The organism is Corallococcus terminator, assembly GCF_049194865.1.
Lineage (GTDB): Bacteria > Myxococcota > Myxococcia > Myxococcales > Myxococcaceae > Myxococcus > Myxococcus terminator_A.
In genome coordinates this window covers 119,472-132,281 of record NZ_JBLZWL010000043.1, presented here as the reverse complement: position 1 = coordinate 132,281, position 12,810 = coordinate 119,472, and the positions used below count along the sequence as shown (strand labels likewise).

13 protein-coding genes are annotated in these 12,810 nt (G+C 70.1%); 9 read left to right on the top strand and 4 right to left on the bottom strand.

Translation table 11 applies throughout. The annotated features are described in order from the left end of the window. Positions 1 to 32 precede the first annotated feature (32 nt). Positions 33 to 1,196, top strand: a complete 1,164-nt coding sequence (locus ACN469_RS15305) for a sensor protein KdpD (protein WP_498768553.1) — start codon at positions 33 to 35, stop codon at positions 1,194 to 1,196. Then, positions 1,193 to 3,034 (top strand): ATP-binding protein, encoded by a 1,842-nt coding sequence (locus ACN469_RS15300; protein WP_498768523.1) that lies wholly within the window; start codon positions 1,193 to 1,195, stop codon positions 3,032 to 3,034. Before ACN469_RS15305 ends, ACN469_RS15300 begins: the two co-directional genes overlap by 4 nt. Positions 3,035 to 3,088: 54 nt before the next feature. Here the strand turns inward: ACN469_RS15300 and ACN469_RS15295 are convergent, their stop codons facing one another. Then, positions 3,089 to 3,553: a hemerythrin domain-containing protein gene (locus tag ACN469_RS15295; protein WP_498768521.1), complete on the bottom strand. Its 465-nt coding sequence runs from the start codon at positions 3,551 to 3,553 to the stop codon at positions 3,089 to 3,091. A gap of 334 nt (positions 3,554 to 3,887) precedes the next feature. Between ACN469_RS15295 and ACN469_RS15290 the strand changes: the two genes are divergently transcribed. Both ACN469_RS15290 and ACN469_RS15285 read left to right on the top strand, forming a co-directional pair. Further along, the gene (locus tag ACN469_RS15290) at positions 3,888 to 5,372 is read left to right on the top strand and encodes a Tox-REase-5 domain-containing protein (protein ID WP_498768519.1); all 1,485 of its coding nucleotides are present in this window, start codon (positions 3,888 to 3,890) and stop codon (positions 5,370 to 5,372) included. A 13-nt stretch (positions 5,373 to 5,385) separates the two neighbouring features. Then, a complete protein-coding gene (locus ACN469_RS15285; protein WP_498768517.1) occupies positions 5,386 to 6,105 on the top strand; it encodes an immunity 52 family protein in 720 nt (239 codons plus the stop codon). A gap of 28 nt (positions 6,106 to 6,133) precedes the next feature. On the opposite strand, the gene ACN469_RS15280 is transcribed toward ACN469_RS15285, so the two are convergent. Further along, complete coding sequence (locus ACN469_RS15280) at positions 6,134 to 7,486, bottom strand: sigma-54-dependent transcriptional regulator (RefSeq protein ID WP_498768551.1); 1,353 nt, start codon at positions 7,484 to 7,486, stop codon at positions 6,134 to 6,136. Positions 7,487 to 7,751: 265 nt separating this feature from the next. On the opposite strand from ACN469_RS15280, the gene ACN469_RS15275 reads away from it, so the two are divergent. Together ACN469_RS15275 and ACN469_RS15270 are read left to right on the top strand one after the other, a co-directional pair. After that, a complete protein-coding gene (locus ACN469_RS15275) occupies positions 7,752 to 8,117 on the top strand; it encodes a hypothetical protein (RefSeq protein ID WP_498768515.1) in 366 nt (121 codons plus the stop codon). Between the two features lie 147 nt (positions 8,118 to 8,264). Next, entirely contained in the window at positions 8,265 to 8,618 is a 354-nt protein-coding gene (locus ACN469_RS15270) for a hypothetical protein (protein ID WP_498768513.1), read from the top strand. 113 nt (positions 8,619 to 8,731) lie between these two features. On the opposite strand, the gene ACN469_RS15265 is transcribed toward ACN469_RS15270, so the two are convergent. Further along, positions 8,732 to 9,916 carry a putative porin gene (locus tag ACN469_RS15265; RefSeq protein ID WP_498768511.1) on the bottom strand — a complete coding sequence of 395 codons (1,185 nt, stop codon included), beginning with the start codon at positions 9,914 to 9,916 and terminating at the stop codon, positions 8,732 to 8,734. Beyond that, positions 9,916 to 10,812 carry a YncE family protein gene (locus tag ACN469_RS15260; RefSeq protein ID WP_498768509.1) on the bottom strand — a complete coding sequence of 299 codons (897 nt, stop codon included), beginning with the start codon at positions 10,810 to 10,812 and terminating at the stop codon, positions 9,916 to 9,918. Before ACN469_RS15260 ends, ACN469_RS15265 begins: the two co-directional genes overlap by 1 nt. Positions 10,813 to 11,039: 227 nt before the next feature. Between ACN469_RS15260 and ACN469_RS15255 the strand changes: the two genes are divergently transcribed. From ACN469_RS15255 to ACN469_RS15245, 3 genes are all read left to right on the top strand, one after another. Next, positions 11,040 to 11,396, top strand: coding sequence for a hypothetical protein (locus ACN469_RS15255; protein ID WP_498768507.1), 357 nt, complete (start codon positions 11,040 to 11,042; stop codon positions 11,394 to 11,396). 75 nt (positions 11,397 to 11,471) lie between these two features. Then, complete coding sequence (locus ACN469_RS15250; RefSeq protein WP_498768505.1) at positions 11,472 to 11,966, top strand: PTS sugar transporter subunit IIA; 495 nt, start codon at positions 11,472 to 11,474, stop codon at positions 11,964 to 11,966. A 329-nt stretch (positions 11,967 to 12,295) separates the two neighbouring features. Then, the gene (locus ACN469_RS15245; RefSeq protein ID WP_498768503.1) at positions 12,296 to 12,790 is read left to right on the top strand and encodes a PTS sugar transporter subunit IIA; all 495 of its coding nucleotides are present in this window, start codon (positions 12,296 to 12,298) and stop codon (positions 12,788 to 12,790) included. Positions 12,791 to 12,810 lie beyond the last annotated feature (20 nt).

The window sequence follows — 12,810 nt, the reverse complement described above, 5'->3', positions numbered from 1 at the left end:
CGCGCCTCCACGGTGGAGGTCCGAGGGTGACGATGACGCGACGCTCGCGCGCGGAGGACTTCCTGGAGCTTGTGGAGCGGGGCCGGCGCGGTCGGCTCAAGCTCTACATCGGCTTCGCGGCCGGCGTGGGGAAGACGTACCGCATGCTGGAAGAGGCGCACGCGCTGAAGCGGCGGGGCGTGGACGTGGTGCTGGGCTTCGTGGAGACGCACGCCCGGAAGGAGACCGAGGCCCTGGTGGACGGGTTGGAGGTGGTGCCTCGCAAGGCGCACACGTACCGCGACGTCACCGTGGAGGAGATGGACCTGGACGCGGTGCTGGCGCGCAAGCCGCAGGTCGCGGTGGTGGACGAGCTGGCCCACACCAACCTGCCGGTGTGCCGGCACCGCAAGCGCTACCAGGACGTGCAGGAGCTGCTCGACGCGGGCATCAACGTCATCGGCGCCTTCAACGTGCAGCACCTGGAGAGCCTCAATGACCTGGTGGAGCGCACCACCGGCGTCACCGTGCGCGAGACGCTCCCGGACAGCTTCCTCAAGGGCGCCGACCAGGTGGTGAACCTGGACCTGGCGGTGGAGGACCTGCACGAGCGCCTGAAAGCGGGGAAAATCTACGCGGAGGACAAGGTGCCGCACGCCCTGGAGCGCTTCTTCAAGGGAGAGAACCTGTCCACGCTGCGCGAGCTGGCGCTGCGCGAGGTGGCGGAGAGCCTGGACCGCGCCACCGCCGGGCTGCCGTCGCGCAAGGGAGATGAAGGCTCACAGAAGGGCGCGGCGTGGGGACGGGTGCTGGTGGCGCTGTCGAGCCACCCTCCGCGCGCGGCGACGCTGCTGCGACGCGGCTCGCGCATGGCGGGACGGCTGAACACGGACTGGTTCGTGGTGTACGTGGAGACGCCGCGCGAGGCGCCGCACCTCATCGACGCGGAGGCGCAGCGGCACCTGCTCACGAACATCGAGAAGGCGAAGGAGCTGGGGGCGGAGGTGGTGCGGCTGCGCTCGAAGGACCCGGTGGAGGCGATCCTCGACTTCGCGCGCTCGCACGGCGTGGGCCACATCATGGTGGGTCGCTCGCATCAGCCCTGGTGGAAGCGGGCGCTGGGGCGCGCGGCGGACGTGCGGCTGCTGCGCGAGGGTGAGGGTTTCGACATCCACGTCGTGGCCTTCGACCCCGCGCCCGAGGAGAAGCGCTCATGACGCTGCGGCTCCGGTTGCTGCTGGCCCAGGCCCCGCTGGCGCTCGCGCTCGTGCTGGTGGGCGTGGTGGCCGTCGTCACGCTGGCGCGGCTGGGGCGCTCGGGGCAGCGCATCCTCCAGGACAACTACCGCAGCGTGCTCGCGGCGCAGCGGATGACCGAGCAGCTGGAGCGGATGGACAGCGCCGCCCTCTTCATCGTCGCGGGCGAGCTGGAGCGGGGACAGGCGCAGCAGGCCGCGCAGCGTCAGGGGTTGGAGTCGGAGCTGCGCCTTCAGGAAGGCAACGTCACCGAGCCGGGCGAGGCCGAGTCCACCCGTCGGCTGCGCGCGGGCTGGGAGCGCTATCAGGCGGCGTATGACGTGTTCCTCGCGCAGGCGTCGGAGGCGGAGCGCAAGACGGTGTACTTCCGGAGCATCGAGCCCGCCTTCCGCGAGGTGAAGTCCGCGGCGTCCGCCGTCCTGGCGCTCAACCAGGACGCGATGGTGCACAAGAGCGAGGAGCTGCGGCGGCAGAGCGACCGGGTCAACACGCTGATGGTGCTGGCGGTGCTCGCGGCCTTCGGCGTGGGGTTGTTCGCCTCCACGTCCCTCACGCATCGCGCGCTGCGGCCGGTGTCGGTGTTGTCGCAGGCGGTGCGGCGACTGGGACGAGGGGACTACGCGGTGCGCGCGGTGGTGGAGGGGACGGACGAAATCGCGCAGCTCGGGCAGGACTTCAACTCGATGGCGGAGGCGCTCCAGCAGTATCGCCAGAGCAGCCTGGGCGAGCTGCTCCAGGCGCAGGCCGCGTCGCAGGCGGCCATCGACAGCCTTCCGGACCCGGTGGTGGTGTTCGGCGCGGATGGGGTGTTGCTCAACGTCAACCGCTCGGCGGAGGACGTGCTGAAGCTGTCGCTGGAGGGTGGCGGGGACGTGCTGGGCCGGGTGGTGCCGGAGGCTCGCGAGGTGCTGGAGCGCGTGCGGGGCCACGTGTTGGGCGGGAAGGGCGCGTATCAGCCCCGGGGCTACGAAGAGGCCGTGCGCGTGGAGCTGGCGGATGGCGACCGGTGGCTCCTGCCGCGTGGGAGTCCGGTGTACGGAGAGACGGGCGAAGTCGTGGGCGCCACGGTGATTCTCCAGGACGTGACGCGGCTGCGGCGCTTCGACGAGCTGAAGAACGATTTGGTGGCCACGGTGGCGCATGAGTTCCGCACGCCGCTGACCTCGCTGCGCATGGCGGTGCACCTGGTGGCCGAGGGCATGGTGGGCGCGGTGACGGAGAAGCAGGCGGACCTGCTGTTCGCGGCGCGTGAGGACTGCGAGCGCTTGCAGGGCATCGTCGATGACCTGCTGGATTTGTCTCGCATCCAGGCGGGGCAGCTCCGACTGGAGGTGCGGCGGGTGTCCACCGAGGAGCTGGTGGAGGCGGCGCTGGACTCGCAGCGCGCGGCGGCGGCGGAGCGCGGGGTTCGACTGGCGAAGCAGGTGGGGCTGGAGGTGGAGGCGGTGGACGTGGACCCGGACCGGCTGGGGTTGGTGCTGGGCAACCTGGTGGGCAACGGGGTGAAGCACACGCCGGGGGGAGGCGAGGTGGAGGTGCGTGTGGCTCGCGAGGGGACGCGCGTGCGCTTCGAGGTGCGCGACACGGGAGAAGGCATCGCGCCGGAGCAGCAGGGGCGCATCTTCGAGAAGTTCTACCGCGCGCCCGGTGCTCCCGTGGGCGGCGCGGGGCTGGGGTTGTCCATCGCGAAAGAGATTGTCCAGGCGCACGGCGGCGAGCTGGGCGTGGTGAGCGCGCCGGGACGTGGGAGCACGTTCTGGTTCACGCTTCCGCAGCCGACGGCGGTGGAGCCGGGGTGACGCTCCCGCCCGTGCTCCTGGTGGGAGGCACGGGCGGGAGTGCTGCTCACGGCGTTACACGGAGGCTTCGCCCCAGTCCTTCATCTCCTCGCGGCGAATCTTGGAGGCCTCGCGGACGAGGTCCTTGCAGGACATGCCGAGCTCCTTCTCGGTGATGTTCTGGGCGACCTGCGGGAGGATGTTCTTCTCCTCGTCAGCGATGTGGCGCTTGACCACCTTCTCCAGCGAGTCGACCTTGGCCTTCACGAAGTTCATGTCGTCGCGCATGCGGACGATGTCGCCCAGGAGCTTCGTCATCTCCTGGTGCTCTTGCTCCGCGTGCTCGATTTTCTCGTCGCCCACGATGCGCGTGGCCTTGGGATAGACCCAGCGCTCCTCGATGGTGGAGTGCAGCATGAGGGCCTCCGCGAGCTGGATGCAGAGCTCCTTCCTGCTCGTGTCGTCCGAGGCGTTGCGGAACGCCAGGAACAAGGCGTCGACTTCGCGGTGCTGTTGAATCAAGAGGTCGATGACGTCCACGGGTGCGCTCCTTGGTGTGTCGTTGAGGTCGCCGCACAACGGTCCGCATGCATGCGGGTCGTGGCAATCACAGGCATGGGCGCGCAAGCTCCCTCGCCATGTCTCGCCTGGGGGAGCGGGGAGGGGAGCGCTTCAGTGGAGGGCTCGGCTGGGCGCGACTCGTGGGCAAGTGGACAGGAGACCGGGAAGGGGCTTCACGGGACGGTGGAACGCGAAAGCGTGTCGGCGTGACGTTGGAGGTTTGCTTTCCGTTGAAGTCGCCGTGCGCCTTGTCAGGGGTAAATGCCAGCATTCACGCTGCTTGCCTCTCGTGAGGGAAGCAGGTGGGTGAGGAATGCGTGCTGGCCTTTGTCTGCTGTGCGCAGCGCTGCTCGTCACGGGCTGCGCTGGAGTCGAACCCTCGACGCGGAGGGGCACGTTCCAGCAGCGGTCCGCGTTGTTGGGGGAGCGGGGGCCGGAGAGAGGCTCCCTGGAGGCCCGGCATGTCGGTGGCGCGGGCGGTGACGCGTTCGATGCGTTGCTGCGCGACGCGGGGCTGGAGGAGCACGACGAGAGGCCCGTGTCGGGTGAGTCACTCACGGCGACCCAGGCGGCGAGGCTGCTGCGGGGGCTGCTGGGCAAGGAAGTGACGCTGGGGCAGTTCCCGGCGCGGGTCGCCGTGGGTTTCATGCTGCGTGAGGTGATGGACGCGGGTGAAGTGTCGAGGGCGGAGCTGGCGAGGAAGGTAGAGCGCTTCACGCAACTGGCGGTGCTCCGGCCTGATGGGTGCCTCGCGTGGGTGCGCAGCGGGAGGACGCAGCAGCGTGTGGGCCCGGTGGAGTGGAAGGAGGACTCCTTCCGCGCGCACGGCTTCGAGTTGGGCCGCTTCTACGACGGGCGCACGGGAGTCTTCCGCGCGCTGGGCGCGGACCTGCGGGAGGTGGATGGCTTCCCGATGGCGGATGTCCACGATGATGCCGACGTCATCAGTCGCACGTTGGACGGAGCGGAGGAGGCCTTCGTCGGGCTGGCGATGGCGGTGGGACAGTTCGTCTCCACGTCACCCGAGGCCAACCTCGCGGCGCTGAGGCAAATGCCGGCTGCCGTGGCGGCACTGCTGGCCTCGTCCCCTGAGTACGTGGAGCGCTTCCGGTACATGACGCGGGGCGAGCAGGTGCAGGCCGTCTCCAAGCTGGTGACGAATCTCATCGCCACATGGGGTACGACCTCCGCCGCGACGCGCACGCTACAAGGAGCGACGTTCGCGACGGCCGAGGTGCCGGTGCTGTCGCTCTCGGCGCAGGGGGCGCTCTCCATGAGAATCGTGGCGGTGCCGGTGGGACGCGCGGCGGCGGTGCTGAGCGGCGGTCCTGGCGCGGCCATCATCCTTCAACGAGCGAGCCCGGCGGCGAAGCAAGGAGGGCCAGCGAGTGGCCCCGGCCAGTGGGGACCGGTCAAGGAATCCATGTCGCCCCGTTCCCGGCGCTACCAGGAACAAATCACGGGGCACTCCGCCGACGAGGCATACTGGGTCGGTGGAGTCGGCAATAGCAGCGGTGGCGTGAAGTTCGATGGGTTCAAGGACGAAGTGCTGCTGGAGGCGAAGGGACTGGGCTATGCCAAGTTCTTCGAGGGACTCGACCCGAAACGGTGGTTCAAGAACTCAGGCGCAAAGGCTCTTGTAGAGCAGGCCCAACGCCAGCTCCGCGCCGCCCGTCCCACCAATACCCCGATACGGTGGCACATCGCGGAAGAGGCGGCTGCGAATGCGATTCGGAAGCTGCTGGCCAACTACGATGCGGCAAGTATCGAGGTGGTGTTTACGCCCCCGGTGATGTGAGGAACCCGTGAACGTGGATGAGACCTACTACGCTGGCGTCTACTGGGGAGCCCGGAAGGAAACGGCGCAGGAGTGCGCCCATCGTCTGGCGAGGTTCCTGAGCGCGCTTGCTGATGCCGACCCCGCATTCGCGCGATGGTTTCAACTCGGGAAGTCGCGCAAGGATGCGTTGAAGCGACCTCTTGCCCCGAGCCCCATGGAATTGGAGAAGCTCGTCCTTCGAGGTCGAGACCGAGTGTTTGAAGACCTTGGGTTTCGCATTCGAGGCTGGAACGGTGCGACTGAAGACGGGGACGCGGCTGATTTCGACATCCTCTGCGGTGGGTACACCGATGCGGTGCGCAATGTTTGCGTGTTCGGCTTGCCGAATCGGAGGCTGTCCGCGAGTCGCATTCTGACCGCGTCCGTGCTGGCGGACACGCTGCGCGCAACCGCGAGCGCCTGGGAGCCAGATTGGGGCGTGGCCATGTCGCACGCTCACCGTGATCTGGTCGAGCCTCGCCGCGTTCCGAAGGCCCCTTACATCGGCTGGGTGACGTATCTCGCTCGCCATCGAGGCACGGTGCCGCCACTGCCTGCTCCGGTGCGCATCGAGCCCGTGGAGGACAAGGGCACCCTCATCATCCTCACTCCCGAGCGCTTCACGGCCAGCAATCCAGAGCATGTGGCGTTGGCCGAGACGGTGCGCGAGCTTCTGGAGCAGGCCGGGTTGTTGAAGCCTCTCGTGTCGTGACCGTGGTCTGGGGCCGGCCCTCGCCAGCTCAGCCCTCGCCCTTGCCTCCGGACTCGTACTTCTTGCGCTTGCGCCACAGCGTGGACGCGTCGATGCCGAGCACCTTCGCCGCTTCGTCCAGCGTCGGCGCGGACGTCATCACGCGCAGGGTGTGCTCGCGCTCCACCTCCTCCAGTGTGTGCGGCCCACCCAAGGTCACCACCGAACCCGCCGCCGCGGCGATTCGCTCCGGAAACGCCTGCGGCTCCAGCACTCCCGCTGGCCACACGATGAGCGCTCGCTCCACCGCGTTGCGCAGCTCTCGCACGTTGCCCGGCCACGGATACGCCAGCAGCATCTTCTCCGTCGCGGGTGACAACTCCGGCGTCGTCGGCCGCTGCGCCGCCTTCGCGAAGAACGCGACGAAGCGCCTCGCCAGCGACAACAAGTCCTCCGGCCGCTCCCGCAACGACGGCAGCTTCACCTCGATGACGTTGAGCCGATAGAGCAGGTCCTCGCGGAACCGTCCCTCCGCCACGTCCTTCTCCAAGTCCCGATTCGTCGCCGCCACCACGCGCACGTCCGACTTGCGCGTGCGGCCCTCGCCCAGTCGCTCGAACTGTTTCTCCTGGAGGAACCGCAGCAGCTGCGCCTGGAGCGAGGGGCTCATCTCCGCGATTTCATCCAGGAACAGCGTGCCGCCCTCCGCCTGCTCCACCCGCCCCGGCTGGTCCTTCACCGCCCCGGTGAAGGCTCCCCGCACGTGGCCGAACAGCTCGCTCGCCAGGAGCTGCTCCGACAGCGTCGGACAGTTCACCGTGACGAACGGCCGCCGCCGCCTCGCGCTCATCGAGTGCAACGCCCTCGCGAGCACGCCCTTGCCCGTACCGCTCTCGCCTCGCAGCAGCACCGCCGCATCCGCCGTCGCCGCGCGGGAGACCAGTCCAATCGCCGCGTGCATCACCGGCGAGCTGGTCTCCAGCGTCGCCTCCGGCACCGCCTGCGCGAGCTGCCCCTCCAGGCTCTCCAACTGCGACGACAGCGCACGGTGCTCCCTGGAGCGGTCCAACACATGCCGTATCTGCGCCGGCGTGAAGGGCTTGGGCAGGTAGTCCCGCGCCCCCCGCCGCACCGCCTCCACCGCCGTGTCGAACGTCGCGTACGCGGTGATGAGCACCACGTCCAGGTTGGGCGACTCGGCGAGCAGCCTCGGCAGCAAATCCAAGCCGCTCGCGGAGCCCAGCCGCAGGTCGACGAAGGCCAGGTCGGCTGGTGCCTGGGCGAGCGCGGCGAGGGCCGCCTCGGGCGTGGCCGCCTCACGCACCTCGCAGCCGAACCCCTCCAGGCACACCCTCAGCGTGTGGCGGATGTTGCGCTCGTCGTCCACCACCAGCACCCGCATCGGGCGCTCCCCGGAAACGGGGACCTGTTCCACCTGTCCATCCATGCCTCGATTCTAATGGCATCACCCGCGCCCGGCCGTGTGACCTGCACGGCGCGAGTCCTCACGGGGACTTCCACGCCGCCCCCTCACCCCCTCCGTGCGGTCCGCAACCCGGACCCGGCCCTTTCGTGCAGGCTGCAACCCCGTCAACGGTGACGGCTCGTTCACACCGGAAGCAACCAATGCTGGCGTTGGTCGCCGGTTTGCGGTGGAACAGGGGCCTATGGGTTCGACCGGGAACGACGAGGGTGGCGAGGACAACATCTTCACCCGCGACAGGCCCCCCACTCGCAACCAGAAGCGCCTCCGCCAGGGGGTGACACTGGGCATCGTGCTGGCGGTGCTCGCCGTCGTGTGGGGCTATCTCCAGGGCGGCGAGAACCGCGCCATCAACGCCATGTCCCCCGCCCAGCGCCAGGCCCTCTTCGACGAGACGCGCGACAGCTTCCACCTCATGTGTCTGGGCGACGCCGGCCCCCGCCTCCTCCAGCGCTGCCAGAAGCAGGCGCAGTTCATCCTCCGCTTCTCCGAGTGTGACGACGCGTGCCGTCAGGAGCTGGACCCCGTGCTGCGCAACGCCGTGCGCTGAAGCCCTCCACTCGGGAAGGCTTGCGCGATGCACGGCTCCTCGCGAGCGAGCTTGCCGAATGCAACGGCCGTGGGGCTCTCAGGCGCGACGTCCCTCGGGAGACTCGCACCACCGCGCGGCACGGGGCTTGCCCCTGCTGTCGCCGTCATGCGTCCCAAGTCGCACCTGTCCGTCGTGTCCTCCGCCTCCGCGCCGGAGCCCGTCTCCCTGGCGCGTCCCTGGTGGAGGGACTTGCTGTGGGTACTCGGGCTGGGCGCGGCCCTGGCGGTCGTGGTCGGTTGGTTGGCCTCGGAGCGCCGCGCCGTGCTGACGCTGGCGCCCGAGGACCGCGCCGCCGTGTTCGACGATGCGTGGGCGGGCTTCCAGCGCCTGTGCTCGACTCCTCTGCACAGCGGGCTGGTGCCGCGCTGCCGTGAGCAGGCCCGCTTCCTGTTGCTCTTCCCCGAGTGCCAGGGCGAGTGTCGGGAGCAGGCCCGGCTGCACGGGCGCGCCCTGCGCTGAAGCGGCGTGCCTTGCGCTGGAGGAGCGGAGCGCCCCGCGCCGCATGGACGTGCCCCGCGCACGAAGCGGCGCCCCCGGCACGTGAGGACCGGGAGGCGCTCGCTGGAGTCACTTCAGTGGAAGCTCACCGTCGTGCGCGCCAGCACCAGCCAGGTGTTTCGGCGGTCCGGCTCCTCGAGCGGCGCGGTGTCGTAGCGCTGCAGGTACCCCGCGACGCCCACGCCCAGGAAGGACGTGGTCCACCAGCGCACGGCGAGGGCCGCGCTCGATGCGCCACCGGATTGCACATCGGAGGCGCCTCGGCCCAGCCACAGTCGCTCGACGCGCGCGGCCACCTCCAGCGCACCCTCGGGGACCTGTCCCTCGCGCAGCGCCTGGAGGGACTGGGAGACCTCGTCTTTCGGCTGGGGCCACAGGGGGCCTTCGTTGCGCGGCCTTCCCCAGGCCACCCAGGACACCTCCAGCGACGCGCCCTGGCTCTCCAGTTCGGGCAGGGCCTCACGCGGAGTCCCCGGGTTTCCATCCGTGTCGCGCGAGCGCCGCTCCCACGCGGCGGCGGCCTCCGCGGCCACTCGCACCGGCCCCACGTCCAGGCGCGCGTGCGCCTCCGTCACGGTGCGCGTTCCGCTCACGGGCGGCGGCCGGTAGTAGACGAAGCCCTGCGGGCCGATGCCGCCGATGCCCGCTCGGTCATAGGCGCTCTCCACGTGTGCCCCCGCGCCCACGCGCACGCCCCAGGAGGACTCCGGCACTCCCGCCGAGCGGCCCCACCGGCCATCCACGCGCACGTCCAGCGCGGGCAGTTGGTTGTCATTGCCCAGCGGACTGCGCGAGCCGTTGCCCACGCGCACCCAGGTCTCCAGCGGCAGGCCCGTGGGCGTCCACCGCGCCTCCAGTCCCAAATCTCGCCGAGGCCAGAAGGACTGCGTCAGGCCCGACAGCTCGGGGATGGCGCGGGCCTCCAGGTGCTCGTCGTGCGCGCTGGGGAACAGCGGCGTCTTGTTGAAGCCGAGTGACAGCCTCACGTCCCGAAGCACCGTCACCGCGACGAAGGCGTCGATGAGGGCGGGCTTCTCCTGGGCCCACTCCGCCACGCCGCGCGCCACCAGCCAGGGCAGGGGATGGGCCTCGGCGCCCAGGCGCAGGCGCGCGAGGGTGAAGCCGTCGAAGCCCTCCACGTCCGAGGCGTGCTGACGGTAATCCAGCTCACCGACGAGCGTTGGCCGCACCCACGCCTCGTCCGCGAGCGCCGGCGCGGAGGCCAGCCCCCAGAGCAACAACCACGGTGTGGAGCGCATCAGTCGACCGGGATGATTTGGAGGAAGTGCGTGGTGCCGTTGGTCTCGTCGTCGTCGTGGTCGGCGGCGAAGATGCGGCGGTTGACGGCGTCGTACGCGAGCCCGCGCACCTGCTGGAAGCCCGTGGCCAGCGCGGACGTGGAGCCGTCGGTGGTGGAGATGCGCAGCACCGCGCCCTGACGCGTGCCGGTGAGCAGCGCGCCCCCGGGCCCGAGGGCCAGGAGGTCCGGCTCCGGAATGGTGGCGAGCGTCGTGAGCTCCGAGGGGTTGGACAGCGGAGAGCGGTACACCTTCCCGGCAATCTGGTCGGCGATGTAGAGCGAGTCCTCCACGGCCAGCACGCCCACGGGCTTCTGGAGCGCGCCCACCAGCTCCGTCTCGGTACCCTCCAGCGTGACGTGCGCCACGGAGCCCACGTTCACGTTGTTGTTGCGCACGAAGTAGCTGTCGAGCAGCCGGCCGTCCTTCGTCACCGTGAGGCCGATGCGACGGCGGTTGATGGGGAGTCCCGGCACGGTGCCCGGGGTGCCGTCCGGACGCACGAACAACACCGCGCCCGCGTTGCCGAAGCCGAAGCGCACGGTGACGAGGGTGCCGTCCTGCATGCGCACCACTTCGCCCAGGTTGGGGCTGTTGGCGGGCGCGTCCGGCAGCGTGGCCGCCACCGAGACGCCTTCCCCATCGCGGTACTTGAGGAGCCGGTGGTTCTGGTCGTCGGCGATGTAGAGCGTCTGCGTGGTGGCGTCCCAGAACAGGCCGTTGGGGTCGCCTTCGAGCGGAATCGCGCGGGGGCCGCGCTCGACCTGCGTGCCCGAGTCTGGAGTGTTCGGGGAGGAGTCGTCGTCGCAGGCGCAGAAGAGCGCGCAGAAGAGGAGGGCGGAGTGGAGGGGCTTCATGGGCGCGCAGGATGCCATAGCGGATGAGCGGGCAGGCGAGCGGGCACCGGGGAGACCTCGCGATGTGCCGGGCCGCGTGGGGCTCCGGGTTGCGGTCTGCACGGTGCTGTCGGAGGCCGCTCGGGAAAAGGCTTGGGATTCCGCGCGTCTGGCGTCGGCGGAGGTGGCACGGAGGATGCGATGGGAAGGCACGTGCGCGGGTCATCAAGGCCCGGCACGGAGGACCCATGTGGCTGCCCCGTTTCGTGAAGTCATTGCCGTTGTTCCACGCGCTGGCCGCCGAGCAGGTCGGTCCGTCGCTCGGTGAGGCGCCGCTCAAGGCGGTGCGCCTGCTGGGCGTGGAGCGGCTGGCCGAGGCTCGGGCGCGTGCTGAACATGCATTGAGCGGCGCTCGGCGGTGCTCGTGCTGCCGAGGCGTGCTGGCGCATGTGTATGACCGGCTGGGCTCCACGCTGTTCCTGGATGACGACCCCGAGCAACTCGCGCGGGCGTTCGACGACGACGAGCGGGATGCCTTCACGGCGCGAGTGCTGGCCGCGTGCATCGTCCTGTCCGGACGCGAGCGCGTGGCGGCGATGGGGTGAGGCAAGGGGGCTCGTGCGCGAAGGGCCGGGGGTTCGCGAGTGCGTGGCGGTGTCGTGCCGCCCTGGGAGGACCGCATGTTGAGGTGGACCGAGTTCCTGGACGTGGAGGCCATCCGCCTGTCGCTGGACGCGAGAGAGCGGGTGGCGGTGCTGCATGAGCTGGCGGGGTTGATGTCGGCCCGCGCGGGGGTTCCCCAGCGAGAGCTGGCGGTGCACCTGCTGGCGCGCGAGCAGCTCGGCGCGACGGCGATGGAGGGCGGAGTCGCGGTGCCGCACTGTCGCCATGCGCGCGCCGGGCGCATCGTCACCTGTCTGGGCATCCACCGGGGTGGCCTGGCGTTCGGCGCGCCCGAGGAGGGGTTGGTGCGAATCTACGTGGGCCTGGTGTCGCCACCGGACACGGCCGGGCTGCACCTCAACGTGCTCTCTCGCATCGCGACGCTGTTGAGTGATGCGCGGCTGAGGGCGGAGCTGCTGGCCGCGCCCTCCGCCGGAGCGATGCGCGAGCTGCTCGTCAGCGTGGAGGAGGCGCACCAGCCGCTTCGCAACGAGCTCGTTCTCGCGCCGTGAGGGGACTGCCCTGGAGGGCGAGGTGGATGTCTCGCACAAACATCGGTCCGAGCAGGTCCAAGGACTTGCGACGCGTGAGACGGGGCGTGGAGCGGGCCGCGTCTCCCGGTGCGCTCGCGGTCCTCCTTCGATGATGCGGTGAGAGGTGGAGTCGCCTTCGACGAGGTTGAGAAAAGGCGAGCGAGGCGGGGTCGAAGGGACTGACCCCGGAAAACCCGAGAGAAGTGTGCAGTGGGCTCGAAGAAAAACAGAAGAGGGATGCGGAATCGCGGCGGTGGACACATCTCTGCGCGACTCGGGAGGCAGCGGTGGGCCCGAGGAGGTGAGCCATGCTGCGGTGGACTGATTTCCTGGAGGTCGAAGCTGTCCGCCTGACGTTGGAGGCGCGCGAGCGGGTGGGGGTGGTGCACGAGCTGGCGGGGCTGATGGCGGCCCGGGCGCGGGTGTCCCCGAAGGAGCTGGCGGCGCATCTGCTGGCGCGCGAGCAGCTGGGTTCGACGGCGATGGTGGGGGGCGTGGCGGTGCCGCACTGTCGGCTCGTCGGCGTGCCGCGCATCGTCACCTGCGTGGGCATCCATCCCCAGGGCGTGGACTTCGGCGAGGCCGACGGGGGGAAGGGGCGCATCTTCGTGGGCATGGTGTCGCCGCCGGACACGGCGGGGCTGCACCTGAGCGTGCTGGCGCGCATCGGCGCGCTGTTGCGCAACGCGAGGCTGCGTGAGGCGCTCCTGACGGCGCCGTCCCCCTCGGCCCTGCGCGCGCTGCTCGTGTGCGTCGAGGACGCGCACGTGAATCACCGGTCCGAAGTCGCCGTGGCCCGGTGACGGTGGGGCGGGTTGCCAGC